Origin of the sequence: uncultured Eubacterium sp. (assembly GCF_934561735.1) — a bacterium.
Taxonomy (GTDB): domain Bacteria; phylum Bacillota; class Clostridia; order Oscillospirales; family Acutalibacteraceae; genus Eubacterium_R.
Genome location: NZ_CAKTGT010000003.1, coordinates 88,010 through 110,592 on the forward strand (window position 1 = coordinate 88,010; position 22,583 = coordinate 110,592).

A 22,583-nucleotide genomic window follows, 5' to 3' on the forward strand; every position below is an offset into this window, starting at 1 on the left:
CCTTAATTATTAACAAAGGTCAAATTATTATTTTGATTGCCACATCATTACAAATTCTTTTTCTCCGGTAGTTTCGTCTAATGCTTCGCACCTAATTTCAAAGCCTTCTCTTTGATAAAATGATATTGCACGAGTGTTTTTCTGATACACATATAAAGACACTTTTGGTTTCTTATTCTTTATATAATTCAACAGCAAACCGCCTATGCCCTGCGATTGATTTTCGGAAGAAACAAAAATGCCCTCAATAAATTCGCTGTTCAGTCCTATAAAGCCTTGTATATTCCGACCCTCTTCATAAACATAGACTTCAGCCTGCAACAGCATTTCTTTCACTGTTTCAAAATTATTTTTCCAATATTGAGCAGGAACAAAAGAATGCGCCTTTATGTTTGTGTCCAACCAAATATCAGCAACCCTGTTTAAATCTGCTTTTTGTAATTTTCTAATCATAAAACAACTCTCCTGGGAATTCAAATTGTTTTTTGCTTATTTTAAAATCAGCATACCAAAACATCAATAAACTTACATCAACAAGTTTTTTTCTTTTTAGGTGTCGGGAGTTCGTCATACATTGCGTTGAAAAGTCCTGTTAAAAACTCTCTGTTGTCGACATTATCCACAAAAAGCATTTCTTTTGCACCGTTATACGGCAATTCATAAACTGTTTCGGGCATATACATAATTGCTGATTTAACAGGTTTTACAAGCAATCGGTCATCATAAATACCACCGACAATTTTTCCACGATAATAAATTATAAATTCACCCATCATAGCACGATAAGTAACATCGTCCAAATCCGACAGTTGTTCCAATATAAACTCCAGATATTCTTTACTTGACGCCATAAACCGACTCCTAATTAATCTAAGCCCAACCAAAAATCACAATCTTTATAAGAATGACTGAATGTAACAGGCAACTCACTTTCGGGCACCTGCCTAAATCCGGCTTTTTGACAGAACTTGATAACATTATAATCACATATATAAATTAAGTCAAATAAAAGGCGGACACATACCCGCATACATCAATTTGCGGAGAACTGTGTTCGCCTAAACATTTTACCTTTTCTTATACAAAACAAGTTCGGGATTTGTTCCGTTTTCTTCGTAAGTCGAAATCAAAATAAAATCCATATTGGCAAGAACCCCAAAACACCTGTCGCCTCCGAATTCACATTCAAGCTGATTGCCGAGATAAGTTGCATTGTCATCCAAAAACTTCACCGATTTGCCGTTTGGAAGCCTGTATTCCAAATTAACATAACTTCCCACAAGTGCATTTAGTTTTGTCAACTTCGGCATACCGTCAATATTAAGAGCATTAATTTCATCAATCAAGGCAGATTTGAATTCATCAAAAGCACCGTCATCACCGAGTTCTTCGTAGCGTTTCCAATAATCGAGAGTTGGAAGCATTTGGTGCAAATAAGAACGCACATCATCTGCCGAAAGCTCATCATTAGCCATATTTTTCACACATACTTCAATCAAGTCATCCATATCGCTGTACATATACTCACCGTCGGCATAACACCACTTGCAATAATTCTCATTCAAAAATCCGTCTTTTTCTCTGCTGATAATTTCATCTTCCAACGGCATACCGCAACATTGGCAAATCATTTTTCTCGGCGAGCCGAGAAGCGTATTAATTGACACATCAAACAGCTTTGAAAGAAGTTTTAATGTTTCGGTATTAGGAACGGTATCACCGTTTTCCCAGCGAGAAACCGCCTGTCTTGTGACAAACACATTTTGAGCAAGTTCATCTTGAGAAAGACCTGCCTTTGTTCTTAAATTAAAAATAATATTCTTTGTTTCCATAACATTCACCGCCTTTAAGTTCATTATAATATATCAACGGTTCTTACACAAGCAACACGTTGTTGCTTTTATGCAAACAAAAAGTCCTTTGAGAAAAGGATTTCTTCTCTATCAAACAAAGGGCTGATAAGCCAAAACTTTGTTTAACTAAGACTTTCTTTAATTTCAATATATTTTCTCTATTTCATATATAGTTCTAATAAATTCTTTATTTGTTTTTCCGGTCGGGTTATCTGTCTACTTTTTCTTTTTAAGCTTAGGTGTCGGCAATTCATCATACATTGCATGAAACAAGCCTGTCAAAAATTCCTTACTATCAACATCTTCTACAAGCAACATTTTCTTTGCCCCATCATTGCAAACTCACTATTTAATTTGTCTGTAATCTGTTTTAAGTTTAGTTCTGTCATTATAATCCTTTCATTCCTTTACCCGAAAAATTCTTTCAAATCAACAACAGAAATGATTTGTTCAGGTTTTATAGAATAAATTGTTCCTTTGCTAATTTTATCATTTGGAAGAATAAATCGATACTCTTGCTCGTTTTTAAAAAATACATCTTTACACAATAAAGAACGATACACATATTTTTCCGAAAAACTACATTTCAATCCTCCCTCAACTTTTTGAGGCGGAATATCTTGTGTCAGATACTTAATGTACTGAAGGTCATTAGCTTTTCCTTCTGCCGAATCAAGACCATACAAATTAAAATAATTAACCAAACCAGATACACTTTTTGTTCCAATAGTTGCTTTTACATTGGCTATAAATTCATCAGGATTTTTTATTATTGCTACTGAATCTGCCTTTGGAAAATGTTGCTTTATATTATCTTTGATTTCTTCCGAAAAATGAAACTCAAGCGTTCCATCATCATACAATGTACAATCTTTTTTATAACAAGCAAATAAACAATATACAGGAAATAAATTTGCTGGTTCATAATGTACATGAAAACTTCCTCTAAATCCTGAAAATACAATATCATTTGATTCATTATCTATCATCGTCACGTCTTGAGCTTGTATTAAAGAACCACCCTCTAATTTATCGCCTTGACCTTTAATCAATTCCTTTTCTTCTATTTGTCTGAAATTTAAAGCATTAGAAAAATACATTTCTCCACGGGTCAGTCCTTCCATATGCTCTTTTTCTCCAAATTTTAATAAGCAGATTATTTTATTCATTCAAAGCACCTCAACTCTTTATTATATCCAAGTTAGCTATACTTTCATTATATTGCTTTTAAATGCTATAGAAATAAATTTATTTTCATCAATGTATTATAAACACTACCACTTTTATCTCTATTACCTATCAGTCTTTTCGCTCTAACTTTTTGAAACTTTTAATAACACAAAGGCGTATAATGTCAATAGATTTTATAAAAAAAAGTTTAGTTATTTATATATTTGTGGAATATACACAAATAAACCCACTGTAAGTTAGTGGGTTTGTGTAAAAATGAATTATAATTAAGTGTCAAAATAAGTAAAAGTATCAATCTCCGGTATATATTTAAGTCTATCTTTGTAATAATAGCTTAATAGTTTATCCGTAAATTTACTTAAAACTTCTTTTCTAAATTGTTCAAAATATAAGAACAATTTAGAGTATGTATCTAAGTATTGTTTTTTAGATTCCTCATCATCTATCTCATCCCAGCAATAACACCCGGATTCTTGTTTTCTTATTAAATGAATAGTCAAATAACCACATTTTGATTTTTTATGAAATTCATCTATATCAAACAAATCATAATCGTACTTTTTGTTATGTTTATCACATAACTCTTTTACTTCTAATTCACACCATATATCAAAATGGTCTCGAAGAGGGTTTTGAGGAAATATTTCAAACTCATAACTTTTATAATTTACTGAACCAATATATTCTCTTAAACGAGTTTCAATGTCCTTATCTTTTAAATAGATAGAGCTACTATAAGGGCAATGTATTACTGCTAAACCAAAAAAAGGTAAATCCATAAATTGAGATTTAAAATTCTCTAAATCACTTATTAATCTCTTTTTAGTTATCTTATTTACAAAATCTTCCGCTTTAATAACTGGGTCATCAATACTTCTATATCTATTTGGTACAGGAGTCTCTCTTGCTCTTTCTCTAAACTCAAAGTCTCGAATTTTTTGTTGTTCTTCTTCAGGTAAATCTTCAAACCGTTTTATTTTCTTTTCTCGTTCTCTTCGTTCTTTAAAAAGAAAACTGCTATACTTAAAATCTGAAAAGAATTCTTCACAAATCATAAAGACGACCGCAATAATTACAAATAAAAAGCAAAACGCCCCCATATTTTTTTATCCTCCTTTCACATATCTATAACTTCTGTTACTTTAAATTTAATACCTTTATCTTTATAAAAATAATTAATATCTTTTATATCGCCAAAAGGATATGGCTGAACTACATTTTGAATTACACCGTCCACAACATCATATTCTTTATTCATCTCAATATTGTACTCATTTTCTTTCGGTGCCTCTGTACATAGTATAGTTCCTGTTATACTCTCATAATATTTTCCCAATCTATCACCTCTTACAATGGGCAACTCCGATCGGAATTGCCCATTGATTACAGATATAAAATTATTCGTTGATTGGTTTCATTGTCGGGAACAAGAGAACATCACGGATTGAATAGCTGTCGGTGAGGAGCATAACAAGTCTGTCAATGCCGATACCGAGACCGCCCGTAGGTGGCATACCGTATTCAAGAGCCATAACGAAGTCGTTATCAATCATATTTGCTTCGTCGTCGCCTGCTTCACGGAGCTTCATTTGAGCCTCAAAACGCTTCATCTGGTCGATTGGGTCATTAAGCTCGCTGTAAGCGTTGCCGTATTCACCGCCGAGAATGAAAAGCTCAAATCTCTCGGTAAGTACCGGACAATCAGGCTTTCTCTTTGTAAGCGGGCTGACTTCAACAGGATAATCCATAATGAATGTTGGCTGTGTGAGATTTTCCTCAACAAATTCCTCGAAGAATGAATTGAGAATATCGCCCCAAGTTGCCTTGCCCGGTGCAATTTCAATATCCTTTTCCTTTGCGATGGCAATGGCTTTTTCGTCATCGCTCATAAATGAAGCAAAGTCAACACCGCTGTATTCCTTAACTGCGTCAACCATTGTAAGGCGTCTGAACGGACTTTCAAGGTCAATTTCTGTGCCGTTAAACACAATGTGGAGGCTGTCGCAAACCTCGTTTGCAGCGTTGCGGATGAGAGCCTCTGCAATGTCCATCATACCGTGATAATCGGTGAATGCCTGATAAAGTTCAATGCAGGTAAATTCAGGATTATGACGAACATCCATACCCTCGTTACGGAAGTTTCTGCCGATTTCATATACTCTTTCCATACCGCCAACGATAAGACGCTTGAGATAAAGCTCTGTTGCGATACGGAGATACATATCCATATCAAGAGTGTTGTGGTGAGTGATGAACGGTCTTGCAGCCGCACCGCCCGGAATAGTGTTGAGGATAGGTGTTTCTACCTCAATAAAGCCGAGGTTGTCAAGATATGAACGGATTGAAGAAATAATCTTTGAACGCTTGATGAAAGTATCCTTTACATCAGGATTCATAATCATATCAAGGTATCTTCTGCGGTATCTTGTGTCTGTGTCGGTAAGACCGTGGAACTTTTCAGGAAGCGGAAGGAGCGACTTTGAAAGAAGTCTGAGTTCCTTTGCGTGAACAGAAATTTCGCCTGTTCTTGTTTTGAAAACAAAGCCCTTAATTTCAACAATGTCGCCGATATCCCAAGTTTTGAATTCCTTGAACACTTCCTCGCCGACATCGTTCATTCTTACATAAGCCTGAATTCTGCCGTTTCTGTCTTGAATATCAATAAAGTTTGCCTTGCCCATATCACGCCAAGTCATAATTCTGCCGGCGATGGTAACATCTTTTTCCTCAAGCTCGTCAAAATTCTCAACGATTTCGTTTGAGTGATGTGTTTGGGTTGCGATTGTGATTTCAAACGGGTCGTTGCCTGCGTTTTGAAGAGCAGTGAGCTTGTCAATTCGGATTTGCTTTTGCTCGTTTTCGCTGAGGACAACTTCTGCCATTGTCATCTGTGCGGCATTTGCATTGTTGCCGATTTTTTCGATATTTTCCAAAGCCTCGGCTTCGCTGTCGGCACTGCCCTCAAGTGCAACAGCACCTGTTTGCAAAAACAAAGTATACTTAACCTTGTCTCCGTCAGCCTCTACCAAATACTTAGGGTTTGTCTTTTCCTCGTCACCGACAATAGCGTTTTGAACCTTCATACGAGAATTCTTCTTTACTGCCTTGACGCCACGCTTACAGGCATCTTCCTTGTCGAACTCGGGAGAAGTGCCCATAACCTTTTCGTCTACTATAAATTCAAATGTGAAAGCGCTGTCACCGTGCTTGGTGATTTCAAACTTTCCTGCCATAGTTTTTACCTCTTATTTCAATTAGTCGATTGATTTGATTTCAAATTCCAAGTTGCCGATAGGAGCTTCAACAACAACTGTTTCGCCTGCGCTTGCACCGAGAAGTGCCTTGCCTACCGGGCTTTCATCGGAGATTTTGCCTGCCGACGGATTGCTCTGTGAGAAGCCTACGATTTCGTAAACAAATTCCTGATTGTCTGTTTTGCGAAGAACGGTTACCTTTGAACCCATAGAAACCTTGTCGCCTGCCGATGAGTCAACGATAACGGCATTTTCAAGCTGATATTCAAGTTCCTGAATTCTTGCTTCAATCTTTGCCTGTTCCGATTTTGCTTCATCATATTCACTATTTTCACTAAGGTCACCGTATGAGCGGGCAACTTTAAGTTTTTCTGCAATGTCAACTCTGCCTTCGGTTTTAAGTTGTTCAAGCTCTGCCTCAAGTTCTGCCTTACCTGCCGCAGTCATTGTAAATGTTTTTGCTGCCATATTGATAACTCCTTAAATAAAATTTATAAAAATATACTTTTTAACTAAATAATTATATATTATATTGTGCACAATGTCAACAACAAAAATTTGACGGCGAATTTATTTAAAGTAATAAAAATTAATTTTTAAAAAATTTATCCTATTCTGTTCAATATTTACACTATATAGCGCATACATTATGACCGATTAAATGTACCTATGGTTGCAACGGCTGATTTCGTTCACTAATATGGAAATTACCAAATAAAAAAGGAGGAATTTCTATTACAAGTTACGAATTCAGAAACGACGCAATGTTTCTCAGAAATCAATTCAAAAGCGTTGGGATGTTTAAGCTTCCGCTTATAAAAAAACAAGAAATCGGTCTTGAAGATGCGAGCCTAATCGGTTATGATAAAATTAATCAAAGTAATGATTACAAAAGCACAGTACATTTCTTTCTTGACGATTACAGATTTGAAAGCATATATAACAATCCCGAAAAGAAAATTGAAACACTGAAACAATTTAATGCTGTTCTTTCACCCGATTTCAGTATGTTTGTTGAAATGCCGATTGCTTTGCAGCTTTTCAGCACATTCAAAAACAGATGGGTCGGTGCTTATCTGCAAGAGCAGGGTATAAATGTTATCCCAACCGTTCGGTGGGGTGATCTAACAAGTTTTAATTTTTGTTTTGACGGAATTGAAAAAGGTTGTGCAGTTGCAGTTTCAACAATCGGGGTAAAAAAAGAAAAAGCACATTTTATGCTCGGCTATAATGAAATGCTGAGCCGCATAAAGCCAAGCAAAATTATTTGTTACGGTAAGCCTTTTGATGAAATGAAAGGCGATATAATCGAAATTGATTATGCAGAAACAAATAATTTGCGAAATGCAAATAAAAACTTATATATCAAGACCTTTTATGGCTATATCACCGGAACATGTACAAAGGGCGGTGGTTCCGCTGACGGTCAAAGTTCGGGCAATCCGGAGTCAACAAACAAACTGCCTTCTAAATCAAAACCAAATTCTAAAAAAACACTTTATCATAATGGGAAAAAGATAAGAGATCGTTATTATGATAAAAACGGGCGTGCACAAAAAGATATAGACTATACTGATCATGGAAATCCAAAAGAACACCCCAAAGTGCCACATGAACATAAATGGGATTGGAGCAACCCAAATAAACCAAAAAGGAGTAAAGTTGATGACTAATTATAACGAATTAAAAAAATTAATTGAAACAGGATATGATATAGAATTCTCTTACAAAGGAAAATCATACTCAATTACCGAAACCAACAAAGGCAAAATATCATTCTGTGAATACTATAAAGAGCCAAAATATTTTGATACCGTTGACGAATTTATGATCAACGCAAAAATTGACAATACCCCATTGTCAAATATTTGGAAAAGTGTAACTGATTTGATATACTAAATAAATTGTAAAGCTAACAACAAAAGTTTGCTGATACATGCACAAAAATTACTGTTATCAAAAGCAAAAGAAAAGATTTTGACATCTATCTTATATCAAATGAATTGCAGAGATAAAATGATATGAACAAATTGTACAAAATGACTGCAAAAGAATTTGAAGAAAAGAAAATTCTTTACAAGCACAGCGACACAAAATATATTGTTATGGACGGAAGCGGCATAACAACATACGAAGAATATTTTGATAGGCTTTGGCAAGCATTCGGCTTCAGCGATTTACCCGAAGGATGGAAAAAAGATAATCACAGTGAATATGATTTTATGACCGATGATGATTTTTTACCCAATGATAAATATGTTTTTATTATAAAAAACTATGAACAATTTATGAAAAGTAATCCAACAGAAAAGAGTAAAATCGAGAAAAGATATAACAATTATCTGTTGCCGTTTTGGGATGAAGAGGTTGAACGGGTTGTTGTTGAAGGCAAAAGAAAAGATTTTGACATATATCTTGTATCAAATGAATAGTTGTTCCTAAAAAAACGCAAGCTGTCAAAAAGAGGTTATCTCATTAATTTGAGATAACCTCTTTTCTTATTAATTATTTTGGTTATTGCCCGAATCATCGGTCGGTGCATAATACGGGTCTTGATAATTGTTATTATACGGCTCATCGGGAATGACGAGAGCACACACAATATACGCAATAACACCTGCACCGCCGAGGAATGTAATAAGTGCCCACAAAAGTCTTACTACCGTCGGGTCAATGTTAAGATAATTTGCAATGCCTGCACAAACGCCGCAGAGTTTTCTGTCGGTTGTTGACTTATATAATTTTTTACTCATAATTTTATTCTCCTTTTATTGGTTTTGAGCAAAGAAAACGCTCACCTTGCCCAAACCGCCGTTAATTTCTATTTCGTTTTGACCGTTGCCGACAGTTGTATCACCCGATACTTTTTTGCCGTCAACATATACCTCTCCTGCCATTTTGCCGGCAGAAACCGAATAATCATCTGCCGGACCGAGAACATTAAAATCAATCTCGCCGATACCGCTGTTAATTTCACAATCACCGAAAAGAGCAGTTGAAAAACTTACATTGCCCACTCCGCTGTTGAGTTCCAAATCCTTGATACTTCCGCCGTTAACATTGAAATTACCGACGCCGCAATCAATCTCGGCACTGTCGGTTACAACAAGGTCATTAACGGTGACATCACCCGCACCGAGTTCAAAATCAAGTTCGTTTGTGCTCAGTCCGTTAATTGTAACATTGCCGGCACCGCTTGAAAAATCAACGGTTGAAAAGGTTTTGTCCTTAGGTATTGTAAGCTCGAGTTTGCCGCTTTTTTTATTTTTTGCGATTTTTGTTTCCTTAATAATAATTTTGCCGTTTTCCTGCTTAACGGTAACATATTTGTTGTTGGTTTTGTACTCGAATTTGTCACCGGAATTAACCGTTACATTCGTTGCTTTCAATTCGGCAACAAGGCAATATCCGTCAAGTTCGTCAATATATTCCTGCGAAAAATAAGAACTTTCGTCCTCTTTATGACCGCCGAAATTAAGCACTCCGCCGCCCGAAAAAATCGAAAAAACACCTTGAACAACCGCAGTGATAATTGAAACAATCAATACTATTGCAAAGATTTTACCGATTATGTAAACAACTTTGCCTAATGAGTTGTTATTTTTCATTTTATATCGGTACCTCCGAACAGATTTGTTGTATTAACAAAAACGGTTTTTGCATCAGGCGGAAGATTTTTGTTACTCTTATCCGAAGTTCCGCCGAAAACGCTGTTGGATTTTACCACAACTCTTACATCCTGCGGAACATAAATTTCAACTCCGCCAAAGGTTGCGTTGGTGTTAATAACACAGTTATGAACTATGTCGGCGTTGCGAATATCAAGTTTTATTCCGCCGAAAGTTGCACTGAACTTGCCGCCTGCAAATCCGTTATCAAAACGATAATCTTCGCTTGTAAACGAAGCATAATATTCCTGATTTCCCTGCGGAATATAAACAGGTTCGCCGTATGTATCAGGGCTTTGTGCACCCTGTCCGTCAACCTGCGGATAATCCGTTTTTTTGTCAAAAATATTGCCCACAATCACGCTTGCACCGATAATAACAATGATGAGCGGAAGCAAATATTTTTTATATTTCCAAAGATCAAAATATTCATTTGCAAACAAAGCCAATCCGACCGCAAGGCAAATCAAGCTGCCCTTTTTATTCTTTTCTGTGATAAGACCGATAACCGACGGAATGATGATAAACAAAGTCCACCAACCGTCAAAATAAAGATTTGAAAGCACAATAACATTCGCTTCTTTAAGTCCCCACAAAATGCCGAGTGCGATAATAAACACGCCCCAAATTATGCCCTTTGTTTTTTTCATAACTATCCCTTCCTTTTCATAGTTTCTTTATTACACAATAGCACATCTGTACATAAAATACAACCATATCGGCTAATAGTTAATATAAAGTTTTTATATTACGGAATTGTGACCTCTTTATTACAATTTATTCACATTGTAAACGGCGGTTCACAAAACAAAGCAAATGATTTGACAAAGAAAAAAATGCGAGTGTATCAAAAAGTATTTATGGCACAATGCAGGCTGTTGAGAAAGGTTCTGAATTTCGTTTTCTTGCGAGTGGGAGCTGTACATAGGTACCGCCCCCGAGCAAAAAACGGAAAACGCCAAAACGCCGTAGGTTCAATACCTACGGCGTTTTTAAAACCCCACCGTCAACACTTCGTGTTGCCACCTCCCCTTTTAAAAAATGGGAGGCATAATTCGGTTGATTATATTTTGGCGTGTTTCAGGAGCTTTATCGGCAGACTAAACGGCTTCCCTCATTTTGAGAAGCCGTAATAATTTCTATTAACTTAAATCAGTCGTTTGGAATGAATGCGTTGTGAACCGCCGATACAGCTCTGTCTGCATCATCTGCATCAATGATAACGGAAATCTTGATTTCGGATGTTGAAATCATACGGATGTTGATATCTCTTTCATAAAGAGCCTCGAACATCTTTGTTGCGGTACCCGGATGAGATTCCATACCTGCGCCTACGATTGAAACCTTGGCAACATTTGTGTCGCAAACAATTTTTGCTTCCTGAAGATGTGAAGATTCTTCAAGAAGTTTAACAGCAACAGGGCCGTTGTCCTTGCTTACTGTGAATACGATATCCTTTGTGTTATCTCTGCCGAATGACTGAAGAATAATATCTACATTGATATTTTTTTGTGAAAGCTTTGAGAAGATATTGAACGCAACGCCCGGATTGTCCTTAACACCCAAAACCGATACAAGTGCAACATCCTTATCCTTTGTTACGCCTCTGATTAACATTTTTTCCATTTTTGCTACCTCCTTAACAATGGTACCCGGAATCGGGTTAAGTGATGAAAGAACTTCGAGTTCTACGGAATATTTTTTTGCCATTTCTACCGAACGGTTGTTGAGAACCTGTGCACCCAATGTTGCAAGCTCAAGCATTTCGTCATAAGTAATTTCCTTGAGTTTACGGGCATTTTCAACCTTTCTCGGGTCTGCTGTGTAAACACCCTCAACATCGGTAAAGATTTGACATTTATCTGCATGAAGTGCAGCCGCAATGGCAACAGCGGATGTATCCGAACCGCCTCTGCCGAGAGTGGTAAGGTCATCATATCTGTTAATACCTTGGAAGCCTGCAACTACAACGATATTGTGCCTTGCAAGTTCTGCCTGCAATCTGTTTGGCTTAATATTTTTAATTCTTGCAGAACCGTATACCGAATTTGTATTAAATCCTGCCTGCCAACCCAAGAGGCTGATAACCGGAAATCCGAGTGACTCAATAGCCATTGCAAGAAGTGAAATTGAAATTTGCTCGCCTGCTGCAAGGAGCTGGTCAATTTCTCTGTTTTTTGCCTTTGGATTGATTTCCTGTGCTTTTGCAATAAGGTCGTCTGTTGTATCGCCCTGAGCGGAAACAACCACAACAACCTCGTTGCCTGCCTTATAAGTATCCGTTACAATTTTTGCAACATTCATTACACGCTCGGCATTTGCTACCGATGAGCCGCCGAACTTCTGGACAATAAGTGCCATAATGTTCCTCCTAAAATATACTGAACAGCGGAATAACTCCGCAAATAATTACAAATTAATAATTCGTTACCTTAATCTTGTTGATAACATTTACGCCTTCAAGCTTCTTATCAAGAGCATTTTCGGTCATAGAATCGGTGATGAAAGCAACTTCATCTGACGGCTGACCTTTTCTTGAAAGGAACTTGACATTGTGGAACAATGCAACAGCCTCGCTCTCGGTTGCCTTTGCTCTTACATAGAACGGCATTTCAAGAACAGACTTTTCATCAACAACATAATCTTCCGAACCCGGACCCCAGCCGAAGTTCTTTCTTCTGTTAACATGAACGGCGCAATCAACCATATCTGCAACAACAGCCGATGCGGTAGGAAGTTTACCTGCACCTGCGCCGTAGAAACATACATCGCCTACTGCATCGCCGCGAACAAGAATCGCATTGAATACACCGTTTACGCTTGCAAGCTGTGAGCCGTGGAATACAACGGCAGGACTTACAAATGCGGCAATCTTTTCGTCATCAATCTTCTTGATTTGACCGAGGAGCTTAATTACACCGTGAGCCGATGAAATATACTCAACATCTTCAAGAGTAATCTTTGTGATGCCCTCTGCTCTTACCTGATTTGGATATACATGCTTGCCAAATGCAAGAGAAGCGAGAATGCAAACCTTGCGGCATGCGTCAAAGCCCTCAATATCTGCTGTTGGGTCTTTTTCGGCAAAGCCGTTATCCTGTGCAAGTTTGAGAGCGTCCTCGAAGGTCATACCGTCCTCAATCATCTTTGTAAGAATAAAGTTTGTTGTGCCATTGAGAATACCTGCAACTCCCTCAATATTGTTAGCTGCAAGGCACTGTGCCATAGGTCTGATAATAGGAATACCGCCGCCAACGCTTGCCTCGAACAAATAGTTAACGCCGTGCTTTTCGGCTGCTTCAAGAAGTTCAAGACCCTTTTGAGCAACAAGTTCCTTGTTTGAAGTAACAACGCTTTTGCCTGCTTCAAGGAGCTTCATTGTAAAATCAAATGCAGGATTAACCCCGCCCATTGTTTCGGCAACAACCTTTGTTTCAGGGTCGTTGAGAATATCGTTGAAATCCTTTGTAAACAAATCCGCATGAGGATCATCCGGAAAATCACGCAAATCAAGAATATGACTTACTTCAAGCATTTCGCCTGCTGTGCGGTTTTTAATACTTTTTTCATGAGTTTCGATAACTTCTACTACACCTGAGCCTACTGTTCCGTAGCCCATAACTGCAACTTTCATATTTTATCCTCCTATACCGATTCGGCAGATTTAACTCCGCCGACTGATTTTATTTTTTCTAAAACTTCATCTGTCATATGCCCCGACTGAGCAAAACTTACGGTAATTGACACATCTGCAATATTATTTACAGGTATGCTCTGATTAACCGCCAAAATGTTTGCCCCTGCCAAATAAAGCTCATTCATAACCGAGCCGAGCACTCCGGCATTGTCCTGAAGTTTGGCATTGATTGTTGTGACATCGTCGCCCTGCTCGCTGTACTCAAATATTTTATCCTTATATTTATAGTATGCCGAGCGGGATATTCCTGCCATTTTTGCCGCCTGCGAAGCATTTGCCGCTTCACCCGACTGCAAATAGCCCTTTGCCTCAATCACCTTTACATATACCTCAGGCAGTACGGACATATCAACAAGTAAATAATTAACTTTTCCCATAGTGTACACCACCTGTGGACAGTTGTATTACTGTGAAAAACACTTTACATATATTAGCATAAAACAATGATATAATCAAGGATTATTTTCCAATTTGTGAAAAATTAATAAAAAAGCGGTTCAAATATTAAATCCAAACCACTTTTTCATACATATTATTCTGTTTAGGACTAATCATCCTTGTTTTCTTTATTCAACGGAAAAGTAACCGCCATAACGGTTCCGTTTTCCGTGCTTTCCTCTGCCTGAACTTTGCCGCCGTGAATATCGGCAATTTCCCAAACCAACGAAAGTCCGAGACCGACACCGCCGTTTTCTCTGCTGCGGGATTTGTCCACACGGAAGAACGGCTGAAAAATGCTTTCTTTATACTTATCGGGTATTCCGCAACCTGTGTCGGCAACCCTCAAAACAAGATTGTCATCCTCCTGCGAAACAGAAACACGCACTTTTCCGTCAGGTCGGTTATATCTGATTGCATTTTCGGTAAGATTAAATATTAAACGGTAAATCAAGGTGTCACTGCCCACCATAGTGCCGTTGCCGTCACATTCAAGGGTGACGCCCTTTTTCTCGGCAACAGGAGAAAGGTCGGCAAGAATTTCCTCAATCATAGGTGCAAGTTCAATGCTGTCATTGCAAGGCACGGTTCGAAGATCGCTCATTTCAAGCAAGGTCTTTGTAACCTGCGACATTCGCTCTGTCTGCTCCTGCAACAATTTGAGGAAGTCGGCACTTTCCGCATCCAAATCGGGATGTTCAACAGAAAACAGTTCGAGCTGTGCCTGAAGCAATGCAAGAGGGGTACGCAATTCGTGTGCGGCATTTCCCGTAAACTGCCGTTGTGCCGTAAAGCCCTCATTAAGGCGGTCAAGCATTTGATTAAACGAAGTGCTGAATTGTTTAAATTCGGTAGGTACATCATCGGTTATTTTCATATCCGGCAAGTTATTCGGCTGAACATTTTCAACCCTTGACGCAAAAGTGTGTAACGGTTTCAACGCTCTGCCGCTGACAAAATATGCAAGCACGCCGCCAAGCAATGTTACAACAGCCGTAATGCACCAATTTGTATTAACAAACGACTCCTGTGCTCCGTTAATTATAATGGTAACATCTTGTCCGAGTTCCGAACTTTCTGGGTCAAAATATTCCTGCTCGCCTTTATCGGTGTCGCTGTTAGCAGATATATCCGTACCGATTGAATCCATATAATGCGTGCCCGAATAACCTATAAGTAAATTCATCGACACGCAGGTTATACCGATAAGTATTGCGGTCATCAAAGTAATTCGCCATTGAAGAGATAATTTTTTCATTCTTTCTCCTCCATTGTATATCCTTCGCCGATGCGATTGCGAATCGGGTCATATCCGAGAGCCGTGCGAAGTTTTTTTCTTAAAGCGGAAATATGTACCCTTATTGAATTGCTGAAATTATCAACGCTGTTGTCCCACACATGCTCAATGAGTTCTTCCTGACTTATGGGGCGACCTCTGTTGACCATAAGATATTCAAGTATGCCTGTTTCCTTGCGTGTGAGCGGCAAAGGTTCACCACCTACAATAGCCTTGCGTGACTTTGTATCAAACGAAACATCACCGCAATTCAGCACAACATTATTTTGTGTGAACTGCCTGAGAGTAAGACTGCGAATTCTTGCGGCAAGTTCTTCCAAATGAAACGGCTTTGCCAAATAATCGTTTGCCCCTGCATCCAAACCGTCAACCTTGTCGGACACCTCACTGCGGGCAGACAAAATCAGCACCTTTGTGTCACGGTCGGTTTTTCTGAGTGTTCTCAAAACGGTCATACCATCGGCACCGGGCAAATTCAAATCAAGCACAACAAGATCAAAATTATCATCGGCAAGCATTTGCATTGCGGTTAATCCATCATAGCAACAATCAACGCTGTATGCAAGACGCTTTAAGCTGCGGGCGATTGTTTCGCACAATGTTTTTTCGTCCTCAACAACTAAAATGTGCATAAAAACTCTCCTTGCTTTAAAATGTATTTATATTTATAATTATAGCACAAAAACATAAAATCCGTGTTAAATTTCTGTTCTTAACGAAAAATTTATATCCGATATGCTACAATGACACCGTAAAATGAAAGGAGTGATTGAATTGACAAGAGTTAAAAAGGCTTTATCACAGGTTGTGTTGCTTGCTTCCGGAGCGGTTATGTTAGGTTTCGGAGCGATGCGTGGCGAAGTTGAAACTGTGCTGAGCAAGGCAATCAAGTTGTGTTTGGAGTGTGTAGGAATTGGATAAAAAGAAAACAAAGAATAAAAACCTTAACAAGAAAAAACATTCGGCATCTAACCGATTAGCCAAGTTTCGCGGATGGATTCAGGCAGGAGCAACATTGCTTACAAACATTCATCTGCCGAATTTTGTCAAAGGCGAAATTTATCAAGGCAAAGGCAAAGCCGTTTGTGTGCCGGGTCTGAACTGCTATTCCTGTCCTGCCGCATCGGGTGCTTGCCCAATCGGCTCGTTTCAGGCGGTAGTCGGCTCGTCAAAATATAAGTTTTCCTATTATATAACAGGATTTCTCATTCTGCTGGGAGTTTTGCTCGGACGCTTCATCTGTGGATTTTTGTGCCCGTTTGGTTGGTTGCAGGATTTACTGCACAAAATTCCGACAAAAAAGCTCTCAACAAAAAAGCTCAAACCGCTGACATATATCAAATATGCAGTGCTGCTGTTGGCAGTTGTTTTATTACCGGTGCTCATAGTAAATGATTTGGGGATGGGCGACCCGTATTTCTGCAAATACATATGTCCGCAAGGTGTGCTTGAGGGTGCGTTGCCGCTGTCGGCAGTAAACGAGGGTATCCGCTCGGCATTGGGAAAACTGTTTTCGTGGAAACTTGTTGTATTGATTTCGGTAGTCGTTTTAAGCGTGCTGTTTTACAGACCGTTTTGCAAATGGCTCTGCCCGCTCGGTGCGTTCTACGCATTGTTCAACAAAGTTTCGCTGTTTGGGATGAAGGTAGACGAGCACAAATGCGTTTCGTGCGGAAAATGTGCAAAGGTGTGCAAAATGGATGTTGATGTTACAAAAACACCTAACAGCACCGAATGTATCCGATGCGGAAAGTGCATAAGTGCCTGTCCTACCGAAGCAGTCAGCTTTCAATACGGCTTTGACTTGCTTGGAAAAACAGTAGACGAAAACGCAAAAATCGAAAACAAAACAAACAAAAATGAAACAAATGAGGAATTATAACGGAGGAAAAACTATGAAGTTTTCAAAACTTTCAAAAATCTTAACAGTAGTATTATTAGTTTCTGTGTTGGCAGTCAGTCTTATTGCTTGCTCAACATCAAAGGACAACAACGGCGAAGAACAATCAACAGATTCAAGCATTTCAACCTTGATGGCAACAGAGCCGGACAGTGCCGATGAAGCATCAAAACTTTACAATCAACTTATGGAAAAAGAAAACGAAATTTTGTCAACGGACACAGAGCTTTGGAACAAAGTATTTTTGGCGTCAAACAAAAACAGTAAAATGATTGAGGACGGAACAAACTACGGCGATTTTCTCCTCACAACAATTGAGAGTGCAAAAGACCAGTTCACAGATGAAGAATACAAAAAACTTGTAGCCGGTGCAGAACAAATCAAGGAAATTGAGGGCAAACTCACAATCTTGGAACAAAAATATCCCGAATGTGCAAACGCACCTTCAAACGGCGACAGCGTGCCGGCAAACAGCGCAGGCGTTGTTTCAGACAGCGGTGACGCAACAAGCTTTCCGTCATTTGACGGCAAAGACCTTGACGGCAACGATGTAAAGAGCAGCGACCTTTTCGCAAACAGCAATGTAACAGTTGTTAACTACTGGTTCAGCACTTGCAAGCCTTGTGTAGGTGAACTTCCGGAATTGGAAAAGCTCAACAAGGAACTTGCCAAAAAAGGCGGTCAAGTTGTCGGCATCAACACATTCACACTTGACGGCGACAAAACCGCAATTTCCGAAGCAAAGGACATCCTTTCAAAAAAAGGCATAACCTACAAGAATATTTGGTTTGATTCAAACAGCGACGCAGGCAAATTCACATCAAATATTTTCTCATTCCCTACAACATATGTTGTTGACAAGAACGGCAACATTGTAGGCGAGCCGATTGTAGGTGCCATAACCGAGAATAAACAAAAAAAGACACTTGAAAAGCTCATTGATCAGGCTTTACAGGTTAAATAATAAAACAACACAGTAAAAGAATAACCTCTCCCGAATTCAATGGGAGAGGTTATTTTTATTCATTATTTACTTTTTGATTTTAATCTCTTTTTCTTTTCTTTTTTTGGAGGCTCGGTTTCCTTTTCGGGTGAGGATTTCCAAATATTAATTCTGCCGGCATCATTAAACGCTTTAAGCGTCATAACGGTGAGCGGCACAAGGAACATACCGATAAATCCGAAAAGTTTAAGTCCAAAGTAAAGACCCATAAGCGTTACAATAGGATGAACGCCAAGCGAAGTGCCGACAATTTTCGGCTCGATATACTGACGGATTACGGTAATAATAACATACAACACGATAAGTCCGACAGCCTGCTTATAATTGCCGTAAATAAGCGAGAACAATGCCCACGGAATAAGAATACCGCCCGATCCCGCAACAGGTAAAATATCAAACACGGCGATTGCAAGTGCGATAACCGCAAAGTAGCTGTTTTTCATAATTCCCATAAGTGAAAGAATTGAAAATCCGAGGAACAATTCGCTGAAAGTTATGCACATAATTATGCCGTAAGCCTTAAACATTGTGAAAATTGTTTTTGAGAATACTTGCTTAAACTCAACAAGTACATTCTTTTTGCCGTCAGGAAGCTGTCTTTGTATAAATCTTACAATATAATCGTAATCTTTTGTGAAAAGTATCCAAGCAACAATGCCGATAACAACACCGATAAGGATTGAAGGAACACCTTTTACAATCGAATATACATTTGACACACCGGATGAAAGTTTGCTTGTAATACTGCCCAAATCAAGGTTTGAAAGAAGTCCTGCCGAAGAAGCCGCACCCGCTGCCGCATTAGGCTGGAGTTTGTCAAACCAACTTGTAATCGTTTCGGACACGGAATGATAAATCCCCTTAGGTAAAAATTGGAGAGTATTCAAAATCCAATTTTCAACGGTTGATAAAAACGAAGAAATATCGCTTAACTGCTCGGAAATATAGTTGATAAAATCAGAAATTTTGCCAAACACAGCCGTCAAAATAAACACCAAAGGAACGATAACCACTGCGGTTGAAACAACAACCAAAAATATCGACCAAAAGGCATGCGCCTTTTTGTTTGTTTTTTTATCAAGATAACGAAGCGGTTTTTGAAGCAAAACCGCAAAGAAAAACGACAGCAAAAACGGTGCGGTTATCCAAAACAAAAACTTGAAAAAAACATATATAAGTGCCAAAATAAGTGCAACATATGCAAAATCAATCAAAAACGCCCGTCTTTGTTCAACATGGCTGTTCATAGTTAAAATTCCTTTCAAACAGTATATTTATATCATAACCCCAAAATCCGTTTCATTCAAGACTTTTTTAAAAAAATTAAGGATGTGTTTATAACCAAACGCATCCTTAAAAAAGTATCAAAGTTTTTTGACTGAAAGTGCTCGAATTGCATTGAGTACAGCAATCACCATAACACCTACATCGGCGAAAATAGCCACCCACATATTGGCAATTCCGACTGCACCGAAGATAAGGCACAACGCCTTAACACCAAGTGCAAAATAAATGTTTTCGTTTACAATTCTGAGGCACTTTGACGAAATTTTGATTGCCTTTGAAATCTTCATCGGGTCATCGTCCATAAGAACAATATCGGCAGCCTCAATAGCGGCATCGGAACCGAGTGCACCCATAGCGATACCTATATCGGCTCTTGAAAGAACCGGAGCATCATTAATGCCGTCACCTACAAAGGCAAGTTTTTCCTTTTCGCCTTTATCTGTAAGAAGTCGCTCAACCTGACTAACCTTATCAGCCGGAAGAAGTTCGCTGTATACCTCGTCTGCACCGAGTTCTTTTGCTACTGCATCGGCAACTTTTTTTGAGTCGCCTGTGAGCATAACGGTTTTTCTGACCCCGCAATTCTTCATAGCCTTTACAGCCGCAACAGATGTCGGCTTGAGTGCATCGGAAATAAGGATATATCCGCAATATTTGCCGTCAACCGCAACATAAACAACCGTGCCGACCTTTGAGCAAGCGGTATATTCCACACCTAATTTATCCATAAGCTTGCTGTTGCCCACTGCAATCTTTTTGCCGTCTGCAACCGCAAGAACACCGTTACCGCTGATTTCGTTTACATCAGAAATTTTTGCGTTGTCGATTTCTTTACCGTAAGCCGATTTTATCGATTTGCTGATAGGGTGAGATGAATAACTTTCGGCATATGCCGCAAGTCTGAGAAGTTCGTTGTTTTCAACACCGACCGGAGCAATTTCCGTCACTTCAAAATTGCCCTTTGTCATTGTGCCCGTTTTGTCAAACACAACTATTTTTGTTTTTGAAAGAGTTTCAAGATAGTTTGAGCCTTTTACAAGCACGCCCTCCTTTGAAGCACCGCCGATACCCGCAAAGAATGAAAGCGGAATAGAAATAACAAGTGCACAAGGGCAGCTGATAACAAGAAATGTAAGAGCACGGTAAATCCATGTGAGCCACATAGCATCCTTGCCGATAATCAGGCTGACAACAGGAGGCAAAATCGCAAGTGCAAGTGCACCGCCGCAAACCGCCGGAGTATAGATTCTTGCGAACTTTGAAATAAACTGCTCGCTTTTTGATTTTTTTGATGACGAATTTTCAACAAGGTCAAGAATTTTTGACACCGTTGACTCACCGAACGGCTTTGTTGTGCGAATTCTGACAGTACCCGTAAGGTTGATACAACCGCTGATGACCTCATCGCTTTCTTTTACACTTCTCGGCACGCTTTCGCCTGTAAGTGCCGCTGTATCAAGCGTTGTTGAACCTTCAACGATTACGCCGTCAATAGGCACCTTTTCGCCTGCCGACACAACAATTATTGAGCCAACCTCAACTTCATCAGGGTCAACCTGTTCTATTTTGCCGTCAACCTCGATATTTGCATAATCCGGACGAATATCCATAAGTTCGGATATACTTCGTCTGCTTTTGCCTACGGCATAGCTTTGGAACAACTCGCCGATTTGATAAAAAAGCATAACGGCAACAGCCTCGTTATACGAGCCGTTTCCATACACCGCTATGGCAACGGCACCGACGGATGCAACAGCCATAAGGAAGTTTTCATCAAACACCTGACCCTTAATTATGCCCTTAAATGCCTTTTTAAGAATGTCATAGGAAATCACAAAATACGGCACCATATAAACGGCAAGACGCAGAATTCTGCTTGTAATCGGAACAAATTTTTCGAACACAAACAAACCTGCAAACAGTACAGCCGTCACAATAATACGAACAAGCATCTTTTTTTGTTTTCTGCTCATAAAACCACTTCCCAACTAAATTCAGAAGAAAATATCGCAATCATCTTCAACCTTTCTGCAAGCCTTAAGCACCTGCTTCATGGTTTTCTTTTCATCTGCACCTTCTTCAAAATCAACAATCATTTTAAGCATCATAAAATTTACGGTTGCAGCCGCAACACCGTCCACTTTATTTGCGGCATCCTCCATTTTGTTGGCACAGTTTGCACAATCCACATCAATCTTGTATGTCTTTTTCATTGTTATACCCTCATTTTTTATATTTAATTGTTCAACATATGAACAACTATTCATATGTTCAACTGTATTATACCATATTATATGTCAATGTCAATAGAAAATATAAAAATAAAAACAAAATCCAAAAATTATATCTTTAAATGAAAATCCTCTCTGTTCAAATTGCAAACAAAGAGGATAATTTTTTAATTCTGTTTTCTTACAATGCCGTATTCTCCGACATCCTTACGGTAATATTTACACGGCTTACCCTGACGCTCACGAATAAGAAGCTCACCGTATTCGTCTTGGTCAAGCTGAAGGTCGCACATATTTATATCGGCTTCTTCATCATAAACATTGTACCAGCAAGTATCACACAAATCAGCCATCAGTTAAGCATTCCTTCATCATCTTTTTTAGGCGGCTTGCCTACTTCAACAGAATCTCTGTTGAGCTTCATTGTAGGAATAACAAGGCCCGGCATACCCGACATTGATGTTGTTGTGTTGATTATTTGACGAACAAACGGGAAAATTTGGTCAAAAGAACCTACATGAATATCAGGCTTTTGGTCCTCATCTTCAAAAGAAAATTCTGCAACCAATTCAAGTTCGATTTCAAAAGGCTGATTGTCGGCATCCTCTACTCTGAAGTGAAGCATACCCACGCATCTTTTTTCCGCATCCATATAATTAACATTATATTTAACCTGATTTTGAAGTTTAAGTTGTGTACCGTTTTCTACATTATTGGTGAATTCAAGCGAATTAACCTTGTATCCTCTCATATTTATCATAACA

At 38.8% G+C, this 22,583-nt stretch carries 27 protein-coding genes and 1 pseudogene; 6 read left to right on the top strand and 22 right to left on the bottom strand.

Going from position 1 to position 22,583, the window contains the following annotated elements; translation table 11 throughout:
- Window positions 1-27: 27 nt before the first annotated feature.
- From Q0E08_RS03865 to greA, 9 genes and pseudogenes are all read right to left on the bottom strand, one after another.
- The gene (locus tag Q0E08_RS03865) at window positions 28-453 is read right to left on the bottom strand and encodes an N-acetyltransferase (protein WP_294777196.1); all 426 of its coding nucleotides are present in this window, start codon (window positions 451-453) and stop codon (window positions 28-30) included.
- 77 nt (window positions 454-530) lie between these two features.
- Window positions 531-851 (bottom strand): TfoX/Sxy family protein, encoded by a 321-nt coding sequence (locus Q0E08_RS03870; protein WP_294777198.1) that lies wholly within the window; start codon window positions 849-851, stop codon window positions 531-533.
- 216 nt (window positions 852-1,067) lie between these two features.
- A complete protein-coding gene (locus tag Q0E08_RS03875; protein WP_294777200.1) occupies window positions 1,068-1,832 on the bottom strand; it encodes a zinc ribbon domain-containing protein in 765 nt (254 codons plus the stop codon).
- A 237-nt stretch (window positions 1,833-2,069) separates the two neighbouring features.
- Window positions 2,070-2,186, bottom strand: a pseudogene (locus Q0E08_RS03880) (competence protein TfoX); the annotation flags it as partial.
- Between the two features lie 74 nt (window positions 2,187-2,260).
- Complete coding sequence (locus Q0E08_RS03885; RefSeq protein WP_294777202.1) at window positions 2,261-3,022, bottom strand: hypothetical protein; 762 nt, start codon at window positions 3,020-3,022, stop codon at window positions 2,261-2,263.
- 288 nt (window positions 3,023-3,310) lie between these two features.
- Window positions 3,311-4,099: a hypothetical protein gene (locus Q0E08_RS03890; RefSeq protein ID WP_294777204.1), complete on the bottom strand. Its 789-nt coding sequence runs from the start codon at window positions 4,097-4,099 to the stop codon at window positions 3,311-3,313.
- A 62-nt stretch (window positions 4,100-4,161) separates the two neighbouring features.
- The gene (locus tag Q0E08_RS03895) at window positions 4,162-4,380 is read right to left on the bottom strand and encodes a hypothetical protein (protein WP_294777206.1); all 219 of its coding nucleotides are present in this window, start codon (window positions 4,378-4,380) and stop codon (window positions 4,162-4,164) included.
- A 61-nt stretch (window positions 4,381-4,441) separates the two neighbouring features.
- On the bottom strand, window positions 4,442-5,926 hold the full coding sequence (gene lysS / locus Q0E08_RS03900; RefSeq protein ID WP_366775040.1) for a lysine--tRNA ligase: 1,485 nt from the start codon (window positions 5,924-5,926) through the stop codon (window positions 4,442-4,444).
- A gap of 372 nt (window positions 5,927-6,298) precedes the next feature.
- On the bottom strand, window positions 6,299-6,766 hold the full coding sequence (gene greA, locus Q0E08_RS03905; protein ID WP_294777208.1) for a transcription elongation factor GreA: 468 nt from the start codon (window positions 6,764-6,766) through the stop codon (window positions 6,299-6,301).
- A 296-nt stretch (window positions 6,767-7,062) separates the two neighbouring features.
- Between greA and Q0E08_RS03910 the strand changes: the two genes are divergently transcribed.
- The 3 genes from Q0E08_RS03910 to Q0E08_RS03920 all read left to right on the top strand — a co-directional run bounded on the left by Q0E08_RS03910 (window position 7,063) and on the right by Q0E08_RS03920 (window position 8,730).
- Window positions 7,063-7,971: a DUF4417 domain-containing protein gene (locus tag Q0E08_RS03910; RefSeq protein ID WP_294777210.1), complete on the top strand. Its 909-nt coding sequence runs from the start codon at window positions 7,063-7,065 to the stop codon at window positions 7,969-7,971.
- Window positions 7,964-8,197, top strand: coding sequence for a hypothetical protein (locus Q0E08_RS03915; RefSeq protein ID WP_294777212.1), 234 nt, complete (start codon window positions 7,964-7,966; stop codon window positions 8,195-8,197). The genes Q0E08_RS03910 and Q0E08_RS03915 overlap by 8 nt, the downstream gene beginning before the upstream one ends.
- Before the next feature lie 122 nt (window positions 8,198-8,319).
- Window positions 8,320-8,730, top strand: coding sequence for a hypothetical protein (locus Q0E08_RS03920; RefSeq protein ID WP_294777214.1), 411 nt, complete (start codon window positions 8,320-8,322; stop codon window positions 8,728-8,730).
- Window positions 8,731-8,799: 69 nt separating this feature from the next.
- Here the strand turns inward: Q0E08_RS03920 and Q0E08_RS03925 are convergent, their stop codons facing one another.
- From Q0E08_RS03925 to Q0E08_RS03960, 8 genes are all read right to left on the bottom strand, one after another.
- The gene (locus tag Q0E08_RS03925; protein ID WP_366775037.1) at window positions 8,800-9,051 is read right to left on the bottom strand and encodes a PspC domain-containing protein; all 252 of its coding nucleotides are present in this window, start codon (window positions 9,049-9,051) and stop codon (window positions 8,800-8,802) included.
- Window positions 9,052-9,066: 15 nt separating this feature from the next.
- A complete protein-coding gene (locus tag Q0E08_RS03930) occupies window positions 9,067-9,906 on the bottom strand; it encodes a DUF4097 family beta strand repeat-containing protein (RefSeq protein ID WP_294777216.1) in 840 nt (279 codons plus the stop codon).
- Window positions 9,903-10,616 (bottom strand): LiaF transmembrane domain-containing protein, encoded by a 714-nt coding sequence (locus Q0E08_RS03935; protein WP_294777218.1) that lies wholly within the window; start codon window positions 10,614-10,616, stop codon window positions 9,903-9,905. The genes Q0E08_RS03930 and Q0E08_RS03935 overlap by 4 nt, the downstream gene beginning before the upstream one ends.
- Before the next feature lie 502 nt (window positions 10,617-11,118).
- Window positions 11,119-12,327: an aspartate kinase gene (locus Q0E08_RS03940; RefSeq protein WP_294777220.1), complete on the bottom strand. Its 1,209-nt coding sequence runs from the start codon at window positions 12,325-12,327 to the stop codon at window positions 11,119-11,121.
- A gap of 55 nt (window positions 12,328-12,382) precedes the next feature.
- Window positions 12,383-13,600 carry a homoserine dehydrogenase gene (locus Q0E08_RS03945; protein ID WP_294777222.1) on the bottom strand — a complete coding sequence of 406 codons (1,218 nt, stop codon included), beginning with the start codon at window positions 13,598-13,600 and terminating at the stop codon, window positions 12,383-12,385.
- Window positions 13,601-13,611: 11 nt separating this feature from the next.
- Window positions 13,612-14,040, bottom strand: a complete 429-nt coding sequence (locus tag Q0E08_RS03950; protein ID WP_177664914.1) for an ACT domain-containing protein — start codon at window positions 14,038-14,040, stop codon at window positions 13,612-13,614.
- Between the two features lie 170 nt (window positions 14,041-14,210).
- Entirely contained in the window at window positions 14,211-15,359 is a 1,149-nt protein-coding gene (locus tag Q0E08_RS03955; protein WP_294777224.1) for a cell wall metabolism sensor histidine kinase WalK, read from the bottom strand.
- The gene (locus Q0E08_RS03960) at window positions 15,356-16,030 is read right to left on the bottom strand and encodes a response regulator transcription factor (protein WP_294777226.1); all 675 of its coding nucleotides are present in this window, start codon (window positions 16,028-16,030) and stop codon (window positions 15,356-15,358) included. The genes Q0E08_RS03955 and Q0E08_RS03960 overlap by 4 nt, the downstream gene beginning before the upstream one ends.
- A gap of 124 nt (window positions 16,031-16,154) precedes the next feature.
- Here Q0E08_RS03960 and Q0E08_RS03965 point away from each other — a divergent pair, with 124 nt between their 5' ends.
- The 3 genes from Q0E08_RS03965 to Q0E08_RS03975 are packed head-to-tail and all read left to right on the top strand — an operon-like array spanning window position 16,155 to window position 18,262.
- A complete protein-coding gene (locus tag Q0E08_RS03965; RefSeq protein WP_294777228.1) occupies window positions 16,155-16,319 on the top strand; it encodes a CD1871A family CXXC motif-containing protein in 165 nt (54 codons plus the stop codon).
- Complete coding sequence (locus Q0E08_RS03970; protein WP_294777230.1) at window positions 16,312-17,280, top strand: 4Fe-4S binding protein; 969 nt, start codon at window positions 16,312-16,314, stop codon at window positions 17,278-17,280. Before Q0E08_RS03965 ends, Q0E08_RS03970 begins: the two co-directional genes overlap by 8 nt.
- Window positions 17,281-17,293: 13 nt before the next feature.
- Complete coding sequence (locus Q0E08_RS03975) at window positions 17,294-18,262, top strand: TlpA disulfide reductase family protein (protein WP_294777232.1); 969 nt, start codon at window positions 17,294-17,296, stop codon at window positions 18,260-18,262.
- Between the two features lie 62 nt (window positions 18,263-18,324).
- Here Q0E08_RS03975 and ytvI read toward each other — a convergent pair whose 3' ends face one another.
- The 5 genes from ytvI to Q0E08_RS04000 all read right to left on the bottom strand — a co-directional run bounded on the left by ytvI (window position 18,325) and on the right by Q0E08_RS04000 (window position 22,579).
- Window positions 18,325-19,548, bottom strand: coding sequence for a sporulation integral membrane protein YtvI (gene ytvI, locus Q0E08_RS03980; protein WP_294777234.1), 1,224 nt, complete (start codon window positions 19,546-19,548; stop codon window positions 18,325-18,327).
- Between the two features lie 117 nt (window positions 19,549-19,665).
- The gene (locus Q0E08_RS03985; protein WP_294777236.1) at window positions 19,666-21,561 is read right to left on the bottom strand and encodes a heavy metal translocating P-type ATPase; all 1,896 of its coding nucleotides are present in this window, start codon (window positions 21,559-21,561) and stop codon (window positions 19,666-19,668) included.
- Window positions 21,562-21,582: 21 nt separating this feature from the next.
- On the bottom strand, window positions 21,583-21,801 hold the full coding sequence (locus Q0E08_RS03990) for a cation transporter (RefSeq protein WP_294777238.1): 219 nt from the start codon (window positions 21,799-21,801) through the stop codon (window positions 21,583-21,585).
- Window positions 21,802-21,986: 185 nt separating this feature from the next.
- Window positions 21,987-22,172 carry a DUF6472 family protein gene (locus tag Q0E08_RS03995; protein ID WP_294777240.1) on the bottom strand — a complete coding sequence of 62 codons (186 nt, stop codon included), beginning with the start codon at window positions 22,170-22,172 and terminating at the stop codon, window positions 21,987-21,989.
- Window positions 22,172-22,579, bottom strand: coding sequence for a protein-export chaperone SecB (locus Q0E08_RS04000; RefSeq protein ID WP_294777242.1), 408 nt, complete (start codon window positions 22,577-22,579; stop codon window positions 22,172-22,174). Before Q0E08_RS04000 ends, Q0E08_RS03995 begins: the two co-directional genes overlap by 1 nt.
- Window positions 22,580-22,583 lie beyond the last annotated feature (4 nt).